This window comes from Aeromonas tecta (genome assembly GCF_000820185.1).
Taxonomy (GTDB): Bacteria; Pseudomonadota; Gammaproteobacteria; order Enterobacterales; family Aeromonadaceae; genus Aeromonas; species Aeromonas tecta.
Genome location: NZ_CDCA01000004.1, coordinates 1 through 18816, shown reverse-complemented (window position 1 = coordinate 18816; position 18816 = coordinate 1). Strand labels below are relative to the sequence as shown.

Here is an 18816-nt window from a genome sequence, read left to right as displayed (position 1 = left end):
GAGCTGGTCGAGATGGAAGTTCGCGAACTGCTGACCGAGTACGACTTCCCGGGTGATGACCTGCCGGTAGTACGTGGTTCCGCCCTGAAAGCGCTGGAAGGCGACGCTGCTTGGGAAGAGAAAATCATCGAGCTGGCTGGCCACCTGGATACCTATATCCCGGAGCCGGAGCGTGCAATCGACCTGCCGTTCCTGATGCCTATCGAAGACGTCTTCTCCATCGCTGGCCGTGGTACCGTTGTTACCGGTCGTGTTGAGCGCGGTATCGTTAAAGTCGGTGAGACCGTTGAAATCGTCGGTATCAAAGACACCGTTTCTACCACCTGTACCGGTGTTGAAATGTTCCGCAAACTGCTGGACGAAGGTCGTGCCGGTGAGAACGTTGGCGCACTGCTGCGTGGCGTTAAGCGTGAAGACGTAGAGCGTGGTCAAGTACTGGCCAAGCCGGGTTCTATCAAGCCGCACACCAAGTTCGAATCTGAAGTGTACGTACTGTCCAAAGAAGAAGGTGGTCGTCATACCCCGTTCTTCAAGGGCTACCGTCCTCAGTTCTACTTCCGTACTACCGACGTGACCGGTACCATCGAACTGCCGGAAGGCGTAGAAATGGTAATGCCAGGCGACAACATCAAAATGGTTGTTACCCTGATCGCACCGATCGCGATGGACGACGGCCTGCGTTTCGCCATCCGTGAAGGTGGTCGTACCGTAGGTGCTGGTGTTGTAGCCAGCGTGATCGCGTAATCTTGGCTTACATAAATAAAGCAAAGCCCCTATAATAGGGGCTTTCTTATGCAGGGGCGTAGTTCGAATTGGTAGAACAGCGGTCTCCAAAACCGATGGTTGCGGGTTCGAGTCCTGCCGCCCCTGCCATATACCTCGTCTCGTACGGGGCTTTTGTGTCTTTGGTTACGTCAGATACAGGTGGGTTGTATGAGTGTTAGTTCTGAGGGACAGGGCGGAAACAAGGATACCCTGCTGTGGGGTCTGGTTTTCATCATCCTGGCGGCCGCTGTAGTGGGTAACTACCTGCTTCACGACGTTGTCGCAGCCGTCCGCGCCCTGGGTGTGGTCGTTGTCATTGCTGCTGCTGGTGCAGTGGCCCTGCAAACCACCAAAGGTAAGGCGACACTGGCATTTGCTCGTGAGTCGCGCCTGGAAGTCCGCAAGGTCGTATGGCCGACCCGTCAGGAAGCCATTCAGACAACCCTGATTGTGCTGGCGGTGACCGCCGTGATGGGGCTTTTGCTGTTCCTTCTGGACGGTGCCTTGGTCTGGTTGGTCAACTTGATTACCGGTGTGTAAGGAAAAGCCATGACTGAACAACGTGAACAACGTATGAGATGGTATGTCGTGCAGGCGTTTTCCGGCTATGAAGGCCGGGTTGCCAAGTCCCTGCGTGAACATATCAAGATGCATGGCATGGAAGAGATGTTTGGCGAAGTGCTGGTCCCGACCGAAGAAGTGGTCGAGATGCGTGCTGGCCAGAAGCGCAAGAGTGAGCGCAAATTTTTCCCAGGTTATGTCCTGGTCCAGATGATGATGGATGAAACCACCTGGCACTTGGTACGCAACGTACCCCGTGTGATGGGTTTCATCGGTGGCACTTCCGATCGCCCTGCTCCTATCTCCGATAAGGAAGCGGATGCCATCCTCAATCGTCTGCAAGATGCCCATGACAAGCCGCGGCCAAAAACCCTGTTCGAACCGGGTGAAATGGTGCGGGTTGCTGATGGTCCGTTTGCCGACTTCAACGGTACCGTTGAAGAGGTGGACTACGAAAAGAGTCGCGTGAAGGTTTCTGTGCTGATCTTCGGTCGCTCAACGCCGGTAGAACTGGATTTTGGTCAGGTCGAAAAGGGCTGATTAAAGTCTGTACGTTTAACGGTTGTCAGGGGCAGCGATTATCTCTATAATTCGCTGCCCCTTTATTTGTTGGGGAGCCGTTTGCAGGAGCATGTCTCCGAGGCGTTAGAACCCATTTTTGAGGTATTTTTGTAATGGCTAAGAAAGTCACAGCTTATATCAAGCTGCAAGTTAAGGCTGGCAGTGCTAACCCCAGCCCTCCCGTTGGTCCTGCGCTGGGTCAACACGGTGTTAACATCATGGAATTCTGTAAGGCGTTCAACGCTCGTACAGAGAAGCTGGAAAAAGGCTCACCGACTCCGGTCGTGATCACCGTTTACAGCGACCGTTCCTTCACCTTCGAAACCAAGACTCCGCCTGCTGCCTTCCTGTTGAAGAAAGCTGCCGGTATCCAGTCTGGTTCCGCCAAGCCGAACAAAGACAAGGTTGGTAAGGTGACTGTGGCTCAGCTGCAAGAAATCGCCAAGACCAAAGAGCCGGACATGACTGGTGCCGATCTGGATGCAAAAGTACGTTGCATCGCAGGCTCCGCTCGTTCCATGGGCCTGGTAGTGGAGGATTAAGACAATGGCAAAACTTTCCAAGCGTATGCGCGTTATTCGCGAAAAAGTTGACGGTACCAAAGAGTACTCCATCAACGAAGCCATTGCCCTGCTGAAAGAACTGGCTACCGCCAAGTTCGTTGAAAGCGTTGACGTTGCTGTCAACCTGGGTATCGATGCTCGTAAATCCGACCAAAACGTACGTGGTGCTACTGTACTGCCGCACGGTACCGGTCGTGACATCCGTGTCGCCGTATTTACTCAGGGTGCCAACGCCGAAGCTGCCAAAGCTGCCGGTGCTGAACTGGTTGGTATGGACGACCTGGCTGAGCTGGTCAAGAAAGGCGAGATGAACTTCGACGTCGTTATTGCATCCCCGGATGCCATGCGTGTTGTTGGTCAACTGGGCCAGATCTTGGGCCCGCGTGGCCTGATGCCTAACCCGAAAGTGGGTACCGTTACCCCGAACGTTGCTGAAGCTGTGAAGAATGCTAAAGCCGGTCAGGTTCGTTACCGCAATGACAAGAATGGTATCATCCATACCACTCTGGGTAAGGTTTCTTTCGACGAAGTTCAGCTGAAAGAAAACTTGGAAGCTCTGCTGGTTGCTCTGAAAAAGGGTAAACCCTCTTCCGCCAAAGGCATCTTCATCAAGAAAGTCAGCATCTCCACCACCATGGGTGCCGGTGTTGCTGTAGACCAAGCTTCTCTGGAAGCTCAGGGCTAATTGATGGATTTTACAAGGCGCAAAATTTAATCTATAATTTTGCGCCTTGATTGGTTGGGGGTTTCGACCTCCGTCCAAGACCGCAGGCGGCTGCAAAGCCTTAATCCTTCCTGCGTAGACGGTGCCGGAAACCCAGCGAGAAAGTTTTCTTTCTCTTCTGGAATCCTGCTACCGCATCGTTCCCCTCTGTTGTGAAGGTAGGGGGGATGTGTCAGTACTGAGTCATGAGACTCAGATTCAATCCAGGAGTTAAGCCAATGGCATTGGGACTCGAAGACAAAAAGGCAATTGTTGCTGAAGTCAACGAAGCTGCCAAAGGCGCTCTTTCTGCAGTTGTAGCCGATTCTCGCGGTGTGACTGTAGAAAAGATGACCAGCCTGCGTAAGTCCGCTCGTGAAGCCGGTGTGTATATGCGCGTTGTGCGTAACACCCTGCTGCGTCGCGCGGTTGAAGGTACCGATTTCGGTTGCCTGAACGACGTACTGTCTGGTCCTACCTTGATTGCTTTCTCTAACGAACACCCGGGCGCTGCCGCTCGTCTGTTCAAAGAGTTTGCCAAAGCGAACCAAAAGTTCGAAATCAAGGCTGGCGCTTTTAACGGTGAGTTTATCGCCGCAGCACAAATTGATCGTCTGGCCACGCTGCCGACCTACGACGAAGCAATTGCGAAGTTGATGGCTACCATGAAGGAAGCCTCTGCTGGCAAGCTGGTTCGTACTATCGCTGCTGTTCGCGACCAGAAACAAGCTGCTGCTTGATTCTCGCCTATTTAGGCTGTTTGAGTTTATTCAACATCAGGAATTTTTGTCATGTCTATCACTAAAGACCAAATCATCGAAGCCGTTGCTTCCATGTCCGTAATGGAAGTTGTTGAGCTGATCGAAGCAATGGAAGAGAAGTTCGGTGTTTCCGCTGCTGTTGCTGTAGCTGCCGGTCCGGCCGCTGAAGCAGTAGAAGAGAAGACCGAGTTCGACGTAGTTCTGACTGCTGCTGGCGCCAACAAAGTTGCTGTCATCAAGGCCGTTCGTGCTGCCACCGGTCTGGGCCTGAAAGAAGCCAAAGACCTGGTAGAAGCTGCACCTACCAACCTGAAAGAAGCCATCTCCAAAGATGAAGCTGAAGCTCTGAAGAAGCAGCTTGAAGAAGCTGGTGCTTCTGTTGAGATCAAATAATCTGCATTTATGTAGATTAGCCTGATAAAACAGGCTAGGGCTGGTGAATATTTGTTCACCAGCCTTTTTGCGCTGTAGACTGAGAGCATTTCACACCGTTTACGACTCTCGGTGCACCAGCAATCCGGACCGTATCATCGTCCGGGCCAACACAAAACGGTGTTGAGACAGAGCTGTCCTGCGGGACAGAGTGGGTCACTTATCAGCGAGCTGAGGAACCCTATGGTTTACTCTTATACCGAAAAAAAACGCATTCGTAAGGACTTCGGTAAGCGAGACCAGGTACTGGACACGCCTTATTTGTTGTCCATTCAGCTGGACTCCTTCAAGCAGTTCATCGAGGCTGACCCGGAAGGTGAATATGGCCTTGAGGCCGCTTTCCGTAGCGTTTTCCCGATCACCAGTTACTCCGGTAGTGCTGAGCTTCAGTATGTCAGCTATCGCCTGGGTGAGCCGGTATTTGACGTAAAAGAATGCCAGATCCGTGGAGTGACCTACTCCGCGCCGCTGCGTGTCAAGCTTCGTATGGTTCTGTACGACCGTGAAGCAGCTGCCGGCACCGTCAAAGACATCAAGGAACAAGAAGTTTACATGGGCGAAATTCCGCTCATGACCGAAAACGGCACCTTTGTTATCAATGGTACCGAGCGGGTCATCGTCTCCCAGCTGCACCGCAGCCCGGGCGTCTTCTTCGACCATGATAAAGGCAAAACACATTCATCCGGTAAGGTACTGTATAACGCCCGCGTTATCCCCTACCGTGGCTCCTGGCTGGACTTCGAGTTCGATGCGAAAGACAACCTGTTTGTCCGTATCGACCGTCGTCGTAAATTGCCGGCGTCCATTATTCTGCGCGCCCTGGACTTCAGTTCCGAAGAAATCCTGGCCACTTTCTTCGAGACCATTGGTTTCGAGGTCAAAGATGGCAAGTTGATGATGGATCTGGTGCCTGAGCGCCTGCGTGGTGAGACTGCGACCTTCGACATCATCGCCAATGGCGCTGTGGTAGTTGAAACCGGTCGTCGCGTCACTGCGCGTCACATTCGTCAGTTGGAAAAAGACGCCATCACCCAAATTGAGGTGCCGGTGGAGTATGTTATTGGCAAAGTTGCAGCCAAGAACTACGCACATCCGCAGACGGGTGAAATGGTCGTGACTGCCAACCAGGCATTGAGCCTGGAAGCGGTTGCCAACCTGTCCCAAGCCGGCTTCAAGCACTTCGAGGTTCTGTTCACCAACGAACTGGATCACGGTGCTTACATGTCCGAGACCCTGCGTATCGACAACAGCTCCAGCCGTTTGGAAGCGTTGGTCGAGATCTACCGCATGATGCGTCCGGGCGAGCCGCCCACTCGCGAAGCGGCTGAGCAGCTGTTCGAGAACCTGTTCTTCTCCTCCGAGCGTTACGACCTGTCTACCGTGGGTCGGATGAAGTTCAACCGCCGTCTGGGTCGTGAAGACGAGACCGGCGTAGGTGTGCTGACCAAAGACGATATCGTCGAAGTCATGAAGCGCCTGATCGACATCCGTAACGGCAATGACGAGGTGGACGATATCGACCACCTGGGTAACCGTCGTATTCGTTCTGTCGGTGAAATGGCTGAGAACCAGTTCCGTGTCGGTCTGGTGCGTGTCGAGCGTGCGGTCAAGGAGCGTCTCTCCTTGGGCGACCTGGACACCCTGATGCCACAGGATCTGATCAACGCCAAGCCGATTTCTGCAGCGGTCAAAGAGTTCTTCGGTTCCAGCCAGCTGTCCCAGTTCATGGACCAGAACAACCCGCTGTCCGAAGTGACCCACAAGCGCCGTATTTCTGCGCTGGGCCCAGGCGGTCTGACCCGTGAGCGTGCCGGCTTTGAAGTTCGAGATGTACACCCGACTCACTACGGTCGTCTGTGCCCTATCGAGACTCCTGAAGGTCCGAACATCGGTCTGATCAACTCGCTGTCCGTGTATTCCCGCACCAACGAGTACGGTTTCCTCGAGACCCCGTATCGCAAGGTCATCGACGGTGTGATCACCGACGAAGTGGATTACCTGTCTGCCATCGAAGAAGGCAAGTACGTGATCGCTCAGGCGAACGCTGCGACCTCCGAAGAGGGCCGTCTGAAGGATGAGCTGATCCCGTGCCGTCATAAGGGTGAATCCACCTTTATGAACGCCGACCAGATCCAGTACATGGACGTGAGCCCGCAACAGATCGTTTCTGTGGCAGCCGCTCTGATCCCGTTCCTGGAACACGATGATGCTAACCGAGCCCTGATGGGTTCGAACATGCAACGTCAGGCCGTACCGACTCTGCGCGCTGACAAGCCGCTGGTAGGTACCGGTATGGAACGCGCCGTGGCCGTTGACTCCGGGGTAACCGTAGTGGCCAAGCGTGGCGGCATGATCGACTATGTCGATGCCTCCCGTATCGTTATCAAGGTCAATGAAGATGAGCTGCTGCCAGGCGAAGCCGGCATCGACATCTACAGCCTGACCAAGTACACCCGTTCCAACCAGAACACCTGTATCAACCAGCGTCCTTGCGTGATGTTGGGTGAGCCGGTGATGGCGGGCGACGTGGTCGCTGACGGTCCGTCTACCGATCTGGGCGAACTGGCGCTGGGCCAAAACCTGCGCGTCGCGTTCATGCCGTGGAACGGTTACAACTTCGAAGATTCGATCTTGGTAAACGAGCGCGTGGTACAGGAAGATCGCCTGACCACCATCCATATCCAAGAACTGGCCTGTATCTCCCGTGACACCAAGCTGGGTCCGGAAGAGATCACTGCCGACATCCCGAACGTGGGTGAAGCCGCTCTGTCCAAGTTGGACGAGTCCGGTATCGTCTACGTGGGTGCCGAAGTGAAGGGCGGCGACATTCTGGTCGGTAAGGTAACACCCAAGGGTGAAACCCAGCTGACGCCGGAAGAGAAGCTGCTGCGCGCCATCTTCGGTGAGAAGGCCTCCGATGTGAAGGACTCCTCCCTGCGTGTGCCGAACGGTGTGTACGGTACCGTGGTTGACGTGCAAGTCTTTACCCGCGATGGCGTGGAAAAAGACAAGCGCGCCAAAGAAATCGAAGAGATGCAGCTGAAGGAAGCGAAGAAGGACTTGACCGAAGAGTTCAAGATCCTGGAAGACGGCATCTTTGGCCGCTCCCGCAACCTGCTGCTGGCCGCCGGTTACAGCGAAGATCGTCTGAACAAGCTGGATCGTACCAAGTGGTTTGAACTGGCCATCGAAGATGAAGCCAAGCAGATCGAACTGGAACAGATCGCTGAACAGCACATCGAGCTGAAAGCCGACTTCGACAAGAAGTTCGAGAACAAACGTCGCAAGATTATCCAGGGTGATGATCTGGCGCCGGGCGTACTGAAAATCGTCAAGGTTTACCTGGCAGTCAAGCGTCGCATCCAACCGGGTGACAAGATGGCGGGCCGTCACGGTAACAAGGGTGTTATCTCCAAGATCTGCCCGGTCGAAGATATGCCTCATGACGAGTTCGGCCGTCCGGTCGACATCGTACTGAACCCGTTGGGTGTACCGTCTCGTATGAACATCGGTCAGATCCTCGAAGTGCATCTGGGCCTCGCGGCCAAGGGCATCGGCGAGAAGATCGACCGCATGATCAAAGAGCAGCGTGAGCTGCACGAGATGCGTGGCTTCCTGCAACAGGTCTATGACCTGGGCGAGAAAGACACCCAGCAAGTGAACATCGCTGAGCTGTCTGACGACGACGTGCGTACCCTGGTGGGTAACCTGCGTAAGGGTCTGCCGGTTGCTACACCTGTCTTTGATGGTGCCAAAGAGCACGAAATCAAGGCCTTGCTGAAGCTGGCTGACTTGCCGGAATCCGGTCAGATCTCCCTGTTCGACGGTCGTACCGGTAACGCCTTCGAGCGTAAGGTCACCGTGGGTTACATGTACATGCTGAAGCTGAACCACTTGGTAGACGACAAGATGCATGCGCGTTCTACCGGCTCCTACAGCCTGGTTACCCAGCAGCCGCTGGGTGGTAAGGCACAGTTTGGTGGTCAGCGGTTCGGTGAGATGGAAGTGTGGGCCCTGGAGGCTTACGGTGCGGCATATACCCTGCAGGAAATGCTGACCGTCAAGTCTGACGATGTGAATGGCCGTACCAAGATGTACAAAAACATCGTGGATGGCGACCACCGTATGGAGCCGGGCATGCCCGAATCCTTCAACGTACTGTTGAAGGAAATCCGCTCTCTGGGTATCAACATCGAGCTGGACGAAGAGTAAGAGCTCGCTCTTATTGTTCGAGAATTGACGTGGGCGCCCCGAAAGGGGCGCCGAGGTTAGACTCCTGACAGGGGAAACACGTGAAAGACTTACTCAAGTTTTTGAAGGCTCAGACTAAGACCGAAGAGTTTGACAGTATTAAGATCGGTCTGGCCTCTCCTGACATGATCCGCTCCTGGTCATTCGGTGAAGTCAAAAAGCCTGAGACCATCAACTACCGGACTTTCAAGCCGGAACGTGATGGTCTGTTCTGCGCCCGTATCTTCGGACCGGTGAAGGACTACGAGTGTCTGTGCGGCAAGTACAAGCGCCTGAAACACCGTGGTGTGATCTGCGAGAAGTGCGGCGTAGAAGTGACCCAGACCAAGGTCCGTCGCGAGCGCATGGGCCACATCGAGCTGGCCAGCCCGACTGCCCACATCTGGTTCCTGAAGTCCCTGCCGTCCCGTATCGGTCTGCTGCTGGACATGACCCTGCGTGACATCGAGCGCGTGCTGTATTTCGAATCCTATGTGGTTATCGAACCCGGCATGACCAACCTCGAGCGCAGCCAGATGCTGTCCGAAGAGAACTATCTGGACGCGCTGGAAGAGTGGGGCGACGAATTCGACGCCAAGATGGGTGCCGAAGCAATCCTTGCATTGCTGCGTGCCATCGATCTGGAAGGTGAAGTCAAGACCATGCGCGAGGAGCTGGAACAGACCAACTCCGAGACCAAGCGCAAGAAGACCACCAAGCGTCTGAAGCTGATGGAAGCCTTCCTGCAGTCCGGCAACAAGCCGGAGTGGATGATCATGACAGTGCTGCCTGTGCTGCCGCCGGACCTGCGTCCGCTGGTACCACTGGACGGCGGCCGTTTCGCAACCTCAGATCTGAATGATCTGTACCGTCGCGTGATCAACCGTAACAACCGTTTGAAGCGTCTGCTGGACCTGGCCGCCCCGGACATCATCGTGCGCAACGAAAAGCGCATGCTGCAAGAGTCCGTGGATGCCCTGCTGGATAACGGCCGTCGTGGTCGTGCCATCACCGGTTCCAACAAGCGCCCGCTGAAATCCTTGGCCGACATGATCAAGGGTAAGCAAGGTCGTTTCCGTCAGAACTTGCTGGGTAAGCGGGTCGACTACTCTGGTCGTTCCGTTATCACCGTAGGTCCGACCCTGCGTCTGCATCAGTGCGGTCTGCCGAAGAAGATGGCGCTTGAGCTGTTCAAGCCCTTCATCTATGGCAAGCTGGAATCCCGCGGTCTGGCGACCACTATCAAGGCCGCCAAGAAGATGGTGGAGCGCGAAGAAGCTGTCGTTTGGGACATCCTGGACGAAGTGATCCGCGAACACCCTGTGTTGCTTAACCGCGCACCGACCCTGCACCGTCTGGGCATCCAGGCGTTTGAACCGACCCTGATCGAAGGTAAAGCTATCCAGCTGCACCCGCTGGTCTGTGCCGCCTATAACGCCGACTTCGATGGTGACCAGATGGCGGTCCACGTACCGCTGACCCTGGAAGCCCAGCTCGAAGCCCGTGCGCTGATGATGTCTACCAACAACATCCTGTCGCCTGCTTCCGGCGAGCCGATCATCGTTCCTTCCCAGGACGTGGTCTTGGGTCTGTACTACATGACCCGTGCCCGTATCAACGCCAAGGGCGAAGGTATGGTGCTGGCCGGCCCGAAAGAAGCCGAGAAGGTATATCGCGCCGGTCTGGCCGATCTGCATGCTCGCGTCAAAGTGCGTATCACCGAATACCTGCGTCAGGCAGATGATTCGCTGGTAGAACGCACCGAGATGAAGAACACCACCGTTGGTCGTGCGATCCTGAGCCTGATCCTGCCGAAAGGCATGGAATACGCGCTGATCGACGAGCCGAAGGTGCTGACTGCAGCCGAAGAGGCTGATCTGGCTGCCAATCCGCAGAACTGGATCAAGTGCGTCTCCAACAAGGCGCTGGGCAAAAAGCTCATCTCCCGTCTGCTAAACACCTGTTATCGCAAGCAGGGCCTGAAGGACACCGTCATCTTCGCTGACCAGCTGATGTATACCGGTTTCCATTATGCCGCCCTGTCTGGTGCCTCTGTTGGTATCGATGACATGGTCATCCCGGATGCCAAGAAAGACATCGTTGCCGCTGCCGAAGCCGAAGTTGCCGAGATCCAGGATCAGTTCCTGTCCGGTCTGGTGACCGCAGGCGAACGCTATAATAAGGTTATCGATATCTGGGCCAGCGCGAACGATCGCGTCTCCAAGGCCATGATGGATAACCTGTCCAAGGAGCGTAACGTCAACTCCCTGGGTGAAGAAGAAGAGCAGGCCTCGTTCAACAGCATCTTCATGATGGCCGACTCTGGTGCGCGGGGCTCCGCCGCCCAGATCCGTCAGCTGGCCGGTATGCGTGGCCTGATGGCCAAGCCGGATGGCTCCATCATCGAAACGCCGATCGTGGCGAACTTCCGTGAAGGTCTGAACGTACTGCAGTACTTCATCTCCACTCACGGTGCCCGTAAAGGTCTGGCGGATACCGCACTGAAGACTGCGAACTCCGGTTACCTGACCCGTCGTCTGGTTGACGTGGCGCAGGACATGGTGATCACCGAGGACGATTGCGGTACGACCGAAGGTCTGTGGATGACTCCGCTGATCGAAGGTGGTGACGTGGTCGAGCCGCTGCGTGAGCGCGTGCTGGGTCGTGTGGTCGCGGAAGATGTGATCAAGCCGGGTACTGACAGCGAGATCCTGGTCGCGCGCAATACCCTGCTCGACGAGTATCTGTGTGATCTGCTGGAACGTAACTCTGTCGACCGCGTGAAGGTACGTTCTGCCATCACCTGTGAGACCGACTTCGGTAACTGTGCTCACTGCTACGGCCGTGATCTGGCCCGTGGTCACCTGGTGAACAAGGGTGAGGCTGTCGGTGTTATCGCCGCCCAGTCCATCGGTGAACCGGGTACCCAGCTGACGATGCGTACCTTCCACATCGGTGGTGCTGCATCCCGAGCTGCTGCCGAGAGCAGCATCCAGGTCAAGAACACCGGTAGCATCAAGCTGCAGAACGCCAAGTTTGTTACCAACAGTGCTGACAAGCTGGTTATCACCTCCCGTTCTACCGAACTGACCATCATGGACGAGATGGGCCGTACCAAGGAAAGCCACAAGCTGCCTTACGGTTCCGTGTTGGAAGTGAAAGATGGCCAGGCCGTGACGGCCGGTGACACTGTCGCCAACTGGGATCCGCACACCCACCCGATCATCACTGAAGTAGCAGGTCGCCTGGACTTCGAACACATGATCGATGGCGTGACCATCACCCGTCAAACCGACGAGCTGACCGGTCTCTCCTCTATCGTCGTGCTGGATGTCAACGAACGTCCGAGCGCTGGTAAAGAGATGCGTCCGACCGTGAAACTGGTCGACCTGAACGGTAAAGATGTCATGATCCCGGGTACCGATGTTGCCGCCCAGTACTTCCTGCCGGGCAAGGCGATCGTGAACCTGGAAGATGGTGCCAACGTGGGTGTGGGTGACGCGGTTGCGCGTATCCCGCAAGAGTCCAGTGGTACCAAGGACATCACCGGTGGTCTGCCGCGCGTTGCGGATCTGTTCGAAGCACGTCAACCGAAGGAACCGGCAATCCTGGCCGAGATTTCCGGTACCATCTCCTTCGGGAAAGAGACCAAGGGCAAACGCCGTCTGGTCATCACCCCGACTGACGGTGGCGACATCTACGAAGAGATGATTCCGAAGTGGCGTCACCTTAACGTGTTCGAAGGTGAAAAAGTTGAGAAGGGTGAAGTGCTGGCGGACGGTCCTGAGTCTGCTCACGACATCCTGCGTCTGCGCGGTATCAGCCCGGTCGCCAACTACATCGCCAACGAAGTGCAGGACGTTTACCGTCTGCAAGGCGTTAAGATCAACGACAAGCACATCGAAGTCATCGTTCGTCAGATGCTGCGTAAGTGCGAGATCCTGAGCGCTGGCGACACTGACCTTATCGAAGGCGAACAGGTTGAAGTAGCGCGTGTGAAGATTGCCAACCGTAAACTGGTTGCCGAAGGCAAGACCCCGGCCACCTACCGTCATATTCTGATGGGTATTACCAAGGCATCTCTGAGCACCGAGTCCTTCATCTCCGCGGCGTCCTTCCAGGAAACCACCCGTGTTCTGACCGAAGCGGCCGTTGGCGGCAAGCGTGATGAACTGCGTGGCCTGAAAGAGAACGTGATCGTGGGTCGTCTGATCCCGGCTGGTACTGGCTTTGCCTACCACCATAGCCGGATCAACCAGCGTGCCGCCGCAGCCCGTGCTGTCGGTGTGCCGCAGGTGACTGCCGATGAGGCTCAGCAAAATCTGGCGGATCTGCTCAACGCAGCCGGTAGTTTTGACGAAGAGTAATCTTCAGCTGCAGTGATTAAAAAGGGCTCCTTCAAGGGGCCCTTTTTGTTATCTGCTGGTCGGTATTGAGCTGCACCGGGCTGGGGCAGGGGATGATCCAGTGCAAGGATATAGAGCAAAAAATCAAAAAAAGTTGACATTGACCCCTCGCAATTGAAAACTCGGGAAAGTTGAATGGTTATTACAGGGGTAGAACATGGCTGTCGGTATCGAGGAAGTACTGCTTCCCGAAGAACAACTTGGCGGTCGCGCTTTTACAGACGAAGACAGGGAATTGTTGCGTTCTTATGGGGGCCTCATAGAAGGCTTGGCCGAGCTGTTCGGCAAGCATTGCGAAGTGGTGCTTCACTCCCTGGAAAATCTGCATGAGTCAGTGATCAAGATTGCGAACGGTTTTAACACGGGACGAACCCTGGGGGCACCGATCACCGATCTGGCCCTGCGGATGCTCAAAGACATCGAGAGCACGGGTCAGGATTACACCCAAAGTTATTTCGCTCGCAGCCGAACCGGAGCACTGATGAAGTCGAGCACCATCGCCATCCGTAATAGTGATAAGCAGGTGGTGGGCCTTATCTGCATCAACTTGCACATCAATGCCCCCTTCCACGAGTTTGTGGCCGAATTTTTCCCGACCCCGCAGCAAGTGGAGCGTCAGTCACCGGAAACCTTCGCCAACAGCGTGGAGGAGCTGGTCGCCCAGACGGTGGACAACACCATCGACGAGATCAACCGTGATCCGAGCGTGGCCAACAATGCCAAGAATCGTTTTATCGTGACCCAGTTGTTCGAGAAGGGCATATTTGATATCAAAGACTCGATCAACTTGGTCGCGGACAAGCTGAATATTTCCAAACATACCGTTTATCTGTACATCCGACAGCGCAAGCAGGGTGAAGAAGAGAGCGAATGAGAGTTACCGAAGGGGATAGATAAGAATGGCTAAAGAAGTGATTGCAACCGACAAGGCACCTGCCGCGATTGGTCCTTATGTTCAGGCCACCAAGCTGGGCGAACTGGTGTTCACCTCCGGGCAGATCCCGCTCGATCCCGCTACCATGGACATCGTGGCCGGTGGCATCGAGGCGCAGGCCGAGCAGGTGATGAAGAACCTGGTTGCAGTATTGAAGGCGGCCGGTGCCGATACCAGCAAGGTATTGAAGACCACCTGCTTCCTCAGCGACATGAACAACTTCGTGGCCTTTAACCAGGTCTATGCCCGTTACTTCGGCGATGCCGCCCCGGCTCGCTCCTGCGTGGAAGTGGCGCGGCTGCCCAAAGACGTCCTGGTCGAAGTCGAAGCCATTGCTCACGTCTGAGTCACTGTCATTGGAAGAGCCCCTCCCAGGAGGGGCTTTTTCGTCTTTGAGGTAGAATGGATGCATATCTGCGCAGGAGTCCGGACATGAGTCTGAATTTTGCCCTGCTGGTCACCGGGCCCGCTTATGGCATCCAGACCGCCAGCACCGCTTATCGCTTCGCCCTTGGTCTCATCGAGCAGGGGCATCGTCTGTCACACCTGTTTTTCTATCAGGACGGGGTTCATAACGGCAGTAACTTGCACGCGCCTGCATCCGATGAGACCGACCTGGTGGCGCTGTGGCGCGATCTTGCCCTCGGGCAAGGCATTGCCATCGATGTCTGTGTGGCTGCGGCCATGCGTCGCGGTGTGCTCGATGAAGCCGAAGCGAAAGGGGTTGGCAAGAGCCAGTTCAATCTGCAGGCTCCGTTTCGTCTGAGTGGATTGGGACAACTGGCCGAGGCCAGCCTGACCGCCGATCGCTTCGTCCAGTTTTAGGGGAAGAAGATGAGCAAGATTGCTTTTATCTGCCGACGGGGTCCCCACGGCACGGCGAGCGGCCGGGAAGGGCTCGATGCCTTGCTGGCGACCTCGGCACTCACCGAATCCCTGGCCCTGTTCCTGCTTGGCGACGGCGTGTTACAGCTGGTCAAGGAGCAGTCCCCCCAAGTTATATTGCAGCGCCACTACGCCCCGACCTTCAAGATGCTGGAACTGTATGACATCGAAGAGGTCTACGTCTGTGCGGAGTCGCTGGCCGAGCGGGGCCTGACGGCCTCGGATCTGCTGATCCCCGTGACCCTGTTGTCACCAGGCGACATCCGCCGTGAGTGGGGCCGCTGCTCCACCCACATCAGCTTCTGAGGTACTCATGATTCAGCTGGTATTGAGTTCTCCCTTCCTGAGTCAGGATCTTGAGCAGGCGCTGCGTTATCGCCAGGATGATGACCTACTGGTGCTGATGCAGGATGCGGTGGTGGCGGCGACGGCCCCAAAGTGGTATGAACGCCTGGCCGGGATCCCACTCTATGTGATGACGGAAGACCTGCAGGCGAGGGGATTAGTTGGTCGGATTGGGATGGATCTCGATATGGCCGGCCTGATCAGGTTGATCGCCGAGCATGGATCACCGCAAACCTGGGCCAGCTAGTTTTATTTTTTGTTAGCTAGTTCATGTGGTTACCACATTGCTCATAGGATGTCATTTGCCCTTTTGCCGCCCGAATTGTATAAATCTTGACTCCCCAGACAACAGGGCATAAAATTTCGCGTCCCCGTATCTGCGGGGAGGATTTTTCACACGTTTATGAAGTCATTATCAGGAGCCTTTTGATGGCAACTATTAACCAGTTGGTTCGCAAGCCACGCATCAAGCTCGTTGTGAAAAGCAACGTGCCGGCGCTGGAAGCGTGCCCTCAGAAGCGTGGCGTATGCACCCGTGTATATACCACCACCCCGAAGAAGCCTAACTCTGCACTGCGTAAAGTGTGCCGTGTACGTCTGACCAACGGCTTCGAAGTCACCTCCTATATCGGCGGTGAAGGTCACAACCTGCAGGAGCACTCCGTTGTTCTGATCCGTGGCGGTCGTGTCAAGGATTTGCCAGGTGTTCGTTATCACACCGTTCGTGGTGCGTTGGACTGTGCCGGTGTTAAAGACCGTAAGCAGGCTCGCTCCAAGTATGGCGTGAAGCGTCCGAAAGCTTAATGGTTCTCCGTTAAGTAAGGCCAAACGTTAATTCGTTTCTAGTTAGATAACTTTCTAGTTTTGGGTAATCCCTGAAGTTACGGAGAATTTGAAATGCCAAGACGTCGTGTTGTTGGTCAGCGTAAAATCCTGCCGGATCCTAAGTTCGGATCAGAGCTGCTGGCTAAATTTGTCAACGTAGTAATGGTTGACGGTAAGAAATCTGTTGCAGAAGCCATCGTTTATGGCGCCCTGGACATCATTGCCACCAAATCTGGCAAAGAGCACCTGGCGCTGTTCGAAGTCGCTCTGGACAACATCCGTCCGTCCGTCGAGGTTAAATCTCGTCGTGTCGGTGGTGCAACTTATCAGGTACCGGTAGAAGTTCGTCCGGTCCGTCGCAATGCCCTGGCAATGCGCTGGTTGGTTGATGCCGCTCGTAAACGTGGTGAAAAATCAATGGCTCAGCGTTTGGCTGGCGAGCTGCTGGATGCCGCTGACAATAAGGGTTCGTCTGTCAAGAAACGTGAAGACGTTCACCGTATGGCTGAAGCGAACAAGGCCTTCGCTCACTTCCGCTGGTAATCCGCTTGCGCAGGGTCTTTTGGCTCTGCGCACCTTCAGTTATCTAGGGGCACGCTCCTAGTAAGAGGATGACAATGGCTCGTACAACCCCCATTGAGCGTTATCGTAACATCGGTATCTCCGCTCACATCGACGCAGGTAAGACTACCACTACCGAGCGCGTTCTGTTTTATACCGGTGTAAGTCACAAGATCGGTGAAGTTCACGATGGCGCTGCCACCATGGACTGGATGGAACAGGAACAAGAGCGTGGTATCACTATCACCTCCGCCGCGACCACCGCATTCTGGTCCGGTATGGGCAAACAGTTCCAACCGCACCGTATCAACATCATCGATACCCCGGGCCACGTTGACTTTACTATCGAAGTAGAGCGTTCAATGCGTGTTCTGGACGGTGCCGTGATGGTGTACTGTGCCGTAGGTGGCGTACAGCCACAGTCTGAGACCGTATGGCGTCAGGCTAACAAGTACAAGGTTCCCCGTATCGCGTTCGTCAACAAGATGGACCGTACTGGCGCCAACTATCTGCGCTGCGTTGAGCACATCAAGACCCGCCTGAAAGGTAACCCGGTTCCGCTGCAACTGAACATCGGTTCAGAAGAGAACTTCAAGGGTGTTATCGATCTGGTCAAGATGAAAGCCATCAACTGGAGCGAAGCAGATCAGGGCGTATCCTTCGATTACGAAGAGATCCCGGCTGAGCTGCTGGAACAAGCGCAAGAAATGCGCATGACCCTGGTCGAAGCCGCTGCTGAAGCGTCTGAAGATCTGATGGAAAAATACCTGGGTGGTGAAGAACTGACCGAGGAAGAGATCAAGAAAGCTCTTCGTCTGCGCGTTCTGAACAACGAAATCATCCTGGTTACCTGTGGCTCCGCGTTCAAGAACAAGGGCGTACAGGCCATGCTGGATGCCGTGGTTGACTATCTGCCGGCTCCGACCGACGTAGCCGCCATCGACGGTCTGAAGCTGGACGGCGTCACCAAAGACGAGCGTCACGCTTCTGATGAAGAGCCGTTTGCTGCTCTGGCATTCAAGATTGCTACCGACCCGTTCGTAGGCAACCTGACCTTCTTCCGCGTGTACTCCGGTGTGGTTAACTCCGGTGACTCCGTGCTGAACTCTGTTAAAGAGAAGCGCGAGCGTTTTGGCCGTATCGTTCAGATGCATGCCAACAAGCGTGAAGAGATCAAAGAAGTTCGCGCAGGCGATATCGCTGCCGCCATCGGTCTGAAAGACGTGACCACTGGTGACACCCTGTGTGACGAAAAATCACCGATCATCCTCGAGCGTATGGAATTCCCGGAACCGGTAATCTCCATCGCAGTTGAGCCGAAAACCAAGGCTGACCAAGAGAAGATGGGTCTGGCACTCGGCCGTCTGGCACAGGAAGATCCGTCTTTCCGTGTATGGACTGACGAAGAATCTGGCCAAACCATCATCGCCGGTATGGGTGAGCTGCACTTGGACATCATCGTTGACCGTATGCGTCGCGAGTTCAAGGTTGAAGCGAACGTAGGTAAACCGCAGGTTGCCTACCGTGAAACCATTCGTGAAACCGTCAAGGATATCGAAGGTAAGCACGCCAAGCAGTCTGGTGGTCGTGGTCAGTACGGTCACGTCATCATCGACATGTACCCGCTGGAAGCCGGCAAAGCCTATGAGTTCGTTAACGACATCAAAGGCGGCGTGATTCCTGGTGAATACATCCCGGGTGTTGACAAGGGTATCCGTGAGCAGCTGAAATCCGGCCCGCTGGCAGGTTATCCGGTAATGGATCTGGGTGTGCGTCTGCACTACGGTTCTTACCACGATGTCGACTCCTCCGAATTGGCGTTCAAGATCGCAGCTTCTCTGGCCTTCAAGGCTGGTTATATGAAGGCAAGCCCGGTCCTGCTCGAGCCGATCATGAAGGTCGAAGTCGAAACTCCGGAAGATTACATGGGCGACGTTATCGGTGACTTGAACCGTCGTCGTGGCCTGATCGAAGGTATGGAAGACGGCCCGTCCGGCAAGATCGTACGTGCTCTGGTGCCGCTGGCCGAGATGTTCGGTTATGCGACCGCACTGCGTTCCGCTACCCAAGGTCGTGCTTCCTACGCAATGGAATTCGCTAAGTACTCCGACGCCCCGAACAACGTGGCTCAGGCAGTGATCGAAGAGCGCAAATCCAAGTAATTTATGATTCCCCGCCTACGACGGTAGGCGGGTTTAACCTAGAAGGACTACGTCGTGTCTAAAGAAAAATTTGAGCGTAACAAACCGCACGTAAACGTCGGCACCATCGGCCACGTTGACCA

General features: G+C 55.2%; 17 protein-coding genes and 1 tRNA gene. All 18 read left to right on the top strand.

Translation table 11 applies throughout. The features are described 5' to 3' along the window. Positions 1-744 (top strand): elongation factor Tu (locus BN1137_RS00120; protein WP_157433552.1); only part of this gene is annotated, 744 nt, incomplete at its 5' end. A 52-nt stretch (positions 745-796) separates the two neighbouring features. Next, a tRNA-Trp gene (locus BN1137_RS00115) sits at positions 797-873 on the top strand. Positions 874-933: 60 nt separating this feature from the next. Continuing rightward, on the top strand, positions 934-1305 hold the full coding sequence (gene secE, locus BN1137_RS00110; protein WP_042654543.1) for a preprotein translocase subunit SecE: 372 nt from the start codon (positions 934-936) through the stop codon (positions 1303-1305). A gap of 9 nt (positions 1306-1314) precedes the next feature. Then, positions 1315-1866: a transcription termination/antitermination protein NusG gene (nusG, locus tag BN1137_RS00105; RefSeq protein ID WP_050716659.1), complete on the top strand. Its 552-nt coding sequence runs from the start codon at positions 1315-1317 to the stop codon at positions 1864-1866. A gap of 134 nt (positions 1867-2000) precedes the next feature. After that, positions 2001-2429 carry a 50S ribosomal protein L11 gene (gene rplK / locus BN1137_RS00100; protein ID WP_005318556.1) on the top strand — a complete coding sequence of 143 codons (429 nt, stop codon included), beginning with the start codon at positions 2001-2003 and terminating at the stop codon, positions 2427-2429. Positions 2430-2433: 4 nt separating this feature from the next. Further along, positions 2434-3135, top strand: a complete 702-nt coding sequence (gene rplA, locus BN1137_RS00095; protein ID WP_042654544.1) for a 50S ribosomal protein L1 — start codon at positions 2434-2436, stop codon at positions 3133-3135. A gap of 257 nt (positions 3136-3392) precedes the next feature. Then, on the top strand, positions 3393-3893 hold the full coding sequence (gene rplJ / locus BN1137_RS00090; RefSeq protein WP_050716658.1) for a 50S ribosomal protein L10: 501 nt from the start codon (positions 3393-3395) through the stop codon (positions 3891-3893). A 51-nt stretch (positions 3894-3944) separates the two neighbouring features. After that, positions 3945-4307 carry a 50S ribosomal protein L7/L12 gene (gene rplL, locus BN1137_RS00085; protein ID WP_042019315.1) on the top strand — a complete coding sequence of 121 codons (363 nt, stop codon included), beginning with the start codon at positions 3945-3947 and terminating at the stop codon, positions 4305-4307. 222 nt (positions 4308-4529) lie between these two features. After that, positions 4530-8558 carry a DNA-directed RNA polymerase subunit beta gene (gene rpoB, locus BN1137_RS00080; RefSeq protein WP_050716657.1) on the top strand — a complete coding sequence of 1343 codons (4029 nt, stop codon included), beginning with the start codon at positions 4530-4532 and terminating at the stop codon, positions 8556-8558. A gap of 80 nt (positions 8559-8638) precedes the next feature. Further along, on the top strand, positions 8639-12943 hold the full coding sequence (gene rpoC, locus BN1137_RS00075; RefSeq protein WP_050716656.1) for a DNA-directed RNA polymerase subunit beta': 4305 nt from the start codon (positions 8639-8641) through the stop codon (positions 12941-12943). Positions 12944-13139: 196 nt separating this feature from the next. Beyond that, a complete protein-coding gene (locus tag BN1137_RS00070) occupies positions 13140-13856 on the top strand; it encodes a helix-turn-helix transcriptional regulator (RefSeq protein ID WP_050716655.1) in 717 nt (238 codons plus the stop codon). A 25-nt stretch (positions 13857-13881) separates the two neighbouring features. Further along, a complete protein-coding gene (locus BN1137_RS00065) occupies positions 13882-14262 on the top strand; it encodes a RidA family protein (RefSeq protein WP_050716654.1) in 381 nt (126 codons plus the stop codon). Between the two features lie 86 nt (positions 14263-14348). Next, positions 14349-14741: a sulfurtransferase complex subunit TusD gene (tusD, locus tag BN1137_RS00060; RefSeq protein WP_050716653.1), complete on the top strand. Its 393-nt coding sequence runs from the start codon at positions 14349-14351 to the stop codon at positions 14739-14741. A 9-nt stretch (positions 14742-14750) separates the two neighbouring features. Continuing rightward, a complete protein-coding gene (gene tusC, locus BN1137_RS00055) occupies positions 14751-15107 on the top strand; it encodes a sulfurtransferase complex subunit TusC (protein ID WP_050716652.1) in 357 nt (118 codons plus the stop codon). A gap of 7 nt (positions 15108-15114) precedes the next feature. Beyond that, positions 15115-15393, top strand: coding sequence for a sulfurtransferase complex subunit TusB (gene tusB, locus BN1137_RS00050; RefSeq protein ID WP_050716651.1), 279 nt, complete (start codon positions 15115-15117; stop codon positions 15391-15393). A gap of 182 nt (positions 15394-15575) precedes the next feature. Then, positions 15576-15950, top strand: a complete 375-nt coding sequence (gene rpsL / locus BN1137_RS00045) for a 30S ribosomal protein S12 (RefSeq protein ID WP_005306278.1) — start codon at positions 15576-15578, stop codon at positions 15948-15950. Positions 15951-16043: 93 nt separating this feature from the next. After that, positions 16044-16514 carry a 30S ribosomal protein S7 gene (gene rpsG, locus BN1137_RS00040; protein WP_033129801.1) on the top strand — a complete coding sequence of 157 codons (471 nt, stop codon included), beginning with the start codon at positions 16044-16046 and terminating at the stop codon, positions 16512-16514. Between the two features lie 74 nt (positions 16515-16588). Next, positions 16589-18694, top strand: coding sequence for an elongation factor G (gene fusA, locus BN1137_RS00035; protein ID WP_050716650.1), 2106 nt, complete (start codon positions 16589-16591; stop codon positions 18692-18694). The last annotated feature ends 122 nt before the right edge of the window (positions 18695-18816 follow it).